Source organism: Desulfobaculum sp. (assembly GCF_054921475.1).
This window is the reverse complement of record NZ_JBUDSW010000256.1, coordinates 1-5163: the sequence shown is the minus strand read 5'-3', so window position 1 is coordinate 5163 and position 5163 is coordinate 1. Positions and strand designations below refer to the sequence as shown.

The window sequence follows — 5163 nt, the reverse complement described above, 5'->3', positions numbered from 1 at the left end:
CTCTGGGTGCGTCCTTGCGCCTTGGCCTTGTCCGCCAGATGCAGGGCCATACGGCGGAGGTTGTCGTCCTGCTTGTCGCGGTAGTCCCCGGCATCAAGGTGGATGCGGATGGCGGACTCGAACCGGCGCGATACGATGCGGTTGGCAAGGTACTGCAGGGCGGAAATGGTTTGGCCTTCGCGGCCGATGATCAGTCCGGAGTTGGCGTCGTCCTCAATGCGGACCTTCACGCGGCCGGGCTCATGGGACAGGGTCAGGGTCGGCTGGTCGCCCGCAATGGGCTTCAGAAGCTCGGCCATGACTTCGCGGACCACGGCGTCCAGCTCGTCCTGCGGCGGCGCGGGGCGGGAGGACTGTTCGGTCCGGGCAGGCTGGCGCGCAGGTCCGCCGCTGCGCTGGGGCGTGCGGGGCTGCTGCGCGAGCTTGCTGCGTGGTGCTTCCGGACGGCGCTCGGGACGCGGGGCTGATTTCTCGGGCTGTGGTGTGGCGTCCTGTGCGGGCTGCTCTGGCGCACGTTTTTGGGGCGCGGGCGTGGCCGGGGCACTGTGCTGCTTGGGGGACTGGTCCGTTTGAGCTTTGGGCTGGGCCTTAGGCGCGGGCTGAGGAGCGCTCTTGGGGGAGGCATCCTTGGCCCTCGGCGCGCTTGGGGCTGCGCTGGCGCTGTTAGCAGGCGCGGCGGAGGCAGAGGAATCGGAAGAAGGGGACGGCTCGCCCTGCTTGTGGCTGGGGCGGCGCAGTTCCTTTTTGAAGAAGTCGTCTTCAAGGATGCCGCGCTCGGGGGTGAAGGAGCGGCGGCGGGCCGAAATGCGGGCCTGTTTTTTGCCAAGCCCAAAGATGCCACGGGTTCCGCCGTGGAGGATTTCGACCTCGAGTTTTTCGCGTTCTACGCCGAAATGGCGGCAGGCCATGGCAATGGCCTCGTCTACAGTATTACCCTCAAACTCCTTAAAATCCGTCATGTGGTCTCCTGGTATGGGCGACCGGTCGCATCAGCGTAAGCCGCGCCGGAAGGTGGCGTTGGTGCTCCCTTCCGGCGCGGAATGCAGGCTGAATTAGGCTTTGCGCAACATCATCCACTGCTGGGCAATGGAGAGAACGTTGTTCACGAGCCAGTAGACGACCAGTCCAGCGGGGAAGTTCAGGAACAGGAACGTGAAGATCACCGGCATGAAGAGCATCATCTTCGCCTGGGTGGGATCACCCGGAGAAGGCGTCATCTTCTGCTGGAGGAACATGGTCGCGCCCATGATCACGGGAGTCACGTAGAACGGATCCTTGGCCGAAAGGTCGGCCAGCCAGATCAGGTCCGTGAAGGGAACATGGGCAATAAACGGCGCGTGGCGGAGCTCAATGGCACCCAGCAGCGCCTGGTACAGACCGAGGAAGACAGGAATCTGGAGGAGCATGGGCAGACAGCCGCCCGCAGGATTCACCTTGTACGTCTTGTACAGGCGCATCATCTCCTCGTTCATCTTCTGGCGGTCGTCCTTGTACTGCTCGCGGACTTTGGCCATCAGGGGCTGAATCTTCTTCATCTGGTTCATGGACTTGTAGCTCTTGTGCGACAGCGGCCAGAACACGATTTTGATGACGATGGTCAGCAGGATGATGGCGAGGCCCCAGTTGCCCACGAAGCCGTGGAACAGGTGCAGCAGCTTAAGAAGCGGCTTGGACAGCACGTCAAAGAAGCCGTAGGTGACAAGCTGGTCCAGATTATTGGGGGCCGTTTCAAGATATTGGTCCATCACCGGGCCAAAGTAGTAGCTGGTGGCGACCTTCTGCATTGTATCGGGGGCGATGTTGATGGCTTCTTTGTCCATCTGCAGGCGGAAGAGGCCGTCCTGATAGTTGGTACGCAGCGCCACGTCGCCCGCTTCAGGCGCGATGGCCAAAGCGAAATAGTTGTTCTGAATAGCGCCCCACTGCACGCCGTTATTCAGCTGCATGCCCTTGCCGAGGTCGTCGCGGTCGTTTTCGTCGTCCACGCCGTCTGCGGTGAGGTAGGACACACGCATGGGGTTATAGCGGCTTTCCTTGGTGGTCAGGTCGCCGGAAGCGATGGACACGCCAAGGCGGCCGGAAATCGGAAGTCCGCCCATATTGAGGAGCTCAACGGACTCGTCGATGCGGTACGTCTCGGGGTGGAAGGTGAGCGTGCGCTTGATGAGCAGGTCGCCCATGGCGCCAAGGAAGGTGAGGCTGTCCTCGCCGCCTTCATTGGTCACGATGACGTCCTTCGTGGTGGGCACGTTCCAGGTATCGCTGCGCCACGTTCCCTGTCCATTCCAGATGAGGCCGAGGGGACCACGGTTCATGCTCTGCTGGGGGATCAGGTTCACGCGGGCGGAATCGCGCTGGATGGTTTCGTGGTACTCCTTCAGCTCAAAAGAGGTGAGGATGCCGCCGGCGGAGTTGAAGACGGCTTTGTAGAGCGGAGTCTCCACAACAATGTCACGTCCGGCCCCTGCCTTGAATGCAGGTGCTGCGGGTGCGGAAGCCTGCTCCATGGTGGTGTTGGCGGCCTGAGACTGTGTCTGCTGCTGGGCCGTTTGGGTCTGGTTTGTCTGGCTGGGCTGCTGCTGCGGCTGTTGGGGAGCAAAGAAATAGCTCCAACCCAAGAGCACGAGCATGGACAGGCCCACGGCAAGGATGACTCGCTTGTTATCCATGAGAAGTACCTGCTAATCGGTGTCGTTTGAGTGAAAAGGGTCCAGACTGCTTTTTCTTGGGCGGGACGGGGTCGTAACCGCCCTTGCAGAAGGGATGACAGCGCAGGATGCGCCAAAGGGCAAGGAGAGAACCTTTGAAAATGCCATGTCGGCGCAAGGCTTCAATGGCGTACGAAGAGCATGTGGGCACGAACCTGCAAGTCGGGGGGAAAAGCGGGGAAATAAGGCGCTGATACGCGCGGATGAGCAAAATAAGGAGGTTGCGCATGCTCTTATCGTTTACGGGGCTTCCTCCCCGCCACGGAACCTGAGGCTTTCTGGGCTTTGACCAGCAGCGCGAGCAGTTCGTCCTGAACGGTAGACATGGACAGCGTGTTGGCGTCCACGTGCCGTTTGGGGACGACGACATAATCGTGTGCGGTCAGGATCCGGTCCTGATGCAGACGAAAGAACTCGCGCAGCAAGCGCTTGATGCGATTACGCCTGACGGCAGAGCCCACTTTCTTGCTTACGGCGAAGCCGGCGCGCCATACCCCATCGGCAGAGCCGGTGGGTAGCGCGAAAAGTAAAAAGTGCCGGGAATGGTATCGCCGGCCTCGCTCGTAGCAAGCCAGGAATTCCGGGCGCCTGGTCAGGCGGTGCGTACGCGGGAAACTTAGACTGCTAATCTTTTGCGTCCCTTGGCACGTCTGCGGCGCAGCACGGCACGGCCGTTCTTGGTGCGGGAACGGACGAGAAATCCGTGGGTTCTTTTCCTGCGGGTGTTGCTCGGCTGATATGTTCTCTTCATGGTGAATTCTCCTTGGCAAAGCTAAACGATAGTAAGTACCCCCAAGGTCATCAAAAGTCAAGGACGCACGGCAACCGCGCGCCCTCGGACCGTCTCGCTCCAGCGCTGGGGATGCGGTCTGGAGCGGTAAGCGCATCGCTGCATGACGCAGGATGTAAGAGGCGCTATGTGCCTCAACGCGAAGGTGATGTCAAGGGGATGCAACAGGTGTGGGTCATGTACGGCTTAAGAGCAGGAAAAGAGCCATGGAGGGGAGCGCGCTGTTTGACAGCGGCGCGGTGACTGCATCGGTGACTGCGATATTGGGGGTGATGCACGGCCCGCCGGGGCATCCGGGAAAAGGTGTTGAGTCCGCGCCATGTTTCGTGCCGGGATACTCTTTTGTGAGGCGGTCAGTAAAAAGATGTGCCGCCTGATGGTGGTGGCGCGCGCATCCGGAGCAGGTGCGGCCTGCCGGGCCTTGGGAGGCACTGTGCGGGGTGCCGGGCGCTGGCGGCGCAGGGGTGTGCGGTTTGGCCCGGAGTTCTTGTGTTTCGGTGTGTTGCGGGCGGTGGGGCAATTCCGACCAAATAACACAGGATTCCTTGACGCCGCCGCATGGCGTTACTACCTCAGGTTCAAGCGAGGTGAGCCCCGCGTCGCCTTCATCCAGTCCGGCGCGGGCGCATGTTGCCGCGCCGCACAGCCGTTCGAGCAGGGCGTCCGCTGCGCCGCACGTTGGCTGGTCAGCCGCAAGGCACCGCAGGGCGTCAGTATGCCCGCGCAGCCGCAGGGAGATGAGGGCAATATCGCACGCGGTAAGATGGCATGGAGCCGTCACCTGCGCCGCGCTGTCTGTAAAAATGCTCATTCCGCTGGCAAGGCGCGCCGAAGAATTGACCACGGCGGCGAATGCTGCGCTGATGGTGCATGATGGTGGGGCTGGGAAAATTGTCTGTTCATCCGAAGGCATGCGTCCTCCCGGACTGCTGTGCTTCGTGCCGTGGCCATGGTATGCGTGATGCTTACCTTGTCTTATCGGCATTCTGCCCTTGCGTCTTGAGGCGTCCGTGGCGGAAAAACATCAGGGATATCCTGCCGTGGCGGGCGTTAAGAGCGATTCGTCCGTAAAGCTGGCAGGTTGCATTCATACCGAAAACACCAAGGAGAGTCGGAAATGTCCAAAGCCGTCGATCAGTATTATGAACTGCGTCTGGAACAGACCAGAAAGGCCCTTGAGAAGAACGGATTCGCCGCCCATGTGGTCAAGGATAAGGACGCGGCCCGCCAGCTTGTGATGGACCAGATTATCCCCGGCCTTATCGAGGAAAAGGGCGCCAAGGTCGTTGGCCTTGGTGGCTCCATGACCATTACCGCCAGCGGCATTTATGACGCGGTGAAGGCTGACGAACGCCTTGAGCTTATCGACTCCTACGGCGGCGACCCGGCGCAGTCCATCGCACTGCGGCGCAAGGCTCTGCTCTCCGATATTTTTCTCACCGGCACCAACGCCGTTGTGGAAGACGGCTGTTTGGTGAATCTGGACGGACTGGGCAACCGCGTGGCGGCCATGGCCTTTGGTCCGGAAAATGTCATTGTGGTTGTGGGCCGCAATAAGCTGTGCCCCGATGTGGACACCGCCATGTCCCGCATCAAGGAATTTGCCGCGCCGGCCAACTCCATCCGGCTGGACCGCAAAACCCCCTGTACCAAGACCGGCTCCTG

7 protein-coding genes are annotated in these 5163 nt (G+C 61.0%); 1 reads left to right on the top strand and 6 read right to left on the bottom strand.

Going from position 1 to position 5163, the window contains the following annotated elements; translation table 11 throughout:
- The 6 genes from ACY69P_RS14000 to ACY69P_RS13975 all read right to left on the bottom strand — a co-directional run.
- Window positions 1-959, bottom strand: a 959-nt coding sequence (locus tag ACY69P_RS14000) for a Jag family protein (protein ID WP_462327917.1), incomplete at its 3' end; no start/stop codon positions are given.
- 93 nt (window positions 960-1052) lie between these two features.
- Window positions 1053-2669, bottom strand: coding sequence for a membrane protein insertase YidC (yidC, locus tag ACY69P_RS13995; RefSeq protein WP_462327916.1), 1617 nt, complete (start codon window positions 2667-2669; stop codon window positions 1053-1055).
- Window positions 2662-2937: a membrane protein insertion efficiency factor YidD gene (yidD, locus tag ACY69P_RS13990; protein ID WP_459897967.1), complete on the bottom strand. Its 276-nt coding sequence runs from the start codon at window positions 2935-2937 to the stop codon at window positions 2662-2664. The genes yidC and yidD overlap by 8 nt, the downstream gene beginning before the upstream one ends.
- Before the next feature lie 4 nt (window positions 2938-2941).
- Window positions 2942-3337: a ribonuclease P protein component gene (gene rnpA / locus ACY69P_RS13985; protein ID WP_459900074.1), complete on the bottom strand. Its 396-nt coding sequence runs from the start codon at window positions 3335-3337 to the stop codon at window positions 2942-2944.
- The gene (gene rpmH / locus ACY69P_RS13980; RefSeq protein WP_404845829.1) at window positions 3325-3459 is read right to left on the bottom strand and encodes a 50S ribosomal protein L34; all 135 of its coding nucleotides are present in this window, start codon (window positions 3457-3459) and stop codon (window positions 3325-3327) included. The genes rnpA and rpmH overlap by 13 nt, the downstream gene beginning before the upstream one ends.
- A 214-nt stretch (window positions 3460-3673) precedes the next feature.
- Window positions 3674-4411, bottom strand: coding sequence for a hypothetical protein (locus tag ACY69P_RS13975; protein WP_462327915.1), 738 nt, complete (start codon window positions 4409-4411; stop codon window positions 3674-3676).
- Between the two features lie 204 nt (window positions 4412-4615).
- On the opposite strand from ACY69P_RS13975, the gene ACY69P_RS13970 reads away from it, so the two are divergent.
- Window positions 4616-5163: lactate utilization protein (locus ACY69P_RS13970; RefSeq protein ID WP_462327914.1), on the top strand; the 548-nt coding region annotated here is incomplete at its 3' end.

Excerpts from the sequence above, each read along its gene's own strand:
- yidC (WP_462327916.1), bottom strand. The coding sequence starts at position 2,669 with ATGGATAACAAGCGAGTCATCCTTGCCGTGGGCCTGTCCATGCTCGTG.
- yidD (WP_459897967.1), bottom strand. The coding sequence starts at position 2,937 with ATGCGCAACCTCCTTATTTTGCTCATCCGCGCGTATCAGCGCCTTATT.
- rpmH (WP_404845829.1), bottom strand. The coding sequence starts at position 3,459 with ATGAAGAGAACATATCAGCCGAGCAACACCCGCAGGAAAAGAACCCAC.
- ACY69P_RS13975 (WP_462327915.1), bottom strand. The coding sequence starts at position 4,411 with ATGCCTTCGGATGAACAGACAATTTTCCCAGCCCCACCATCATGCACC.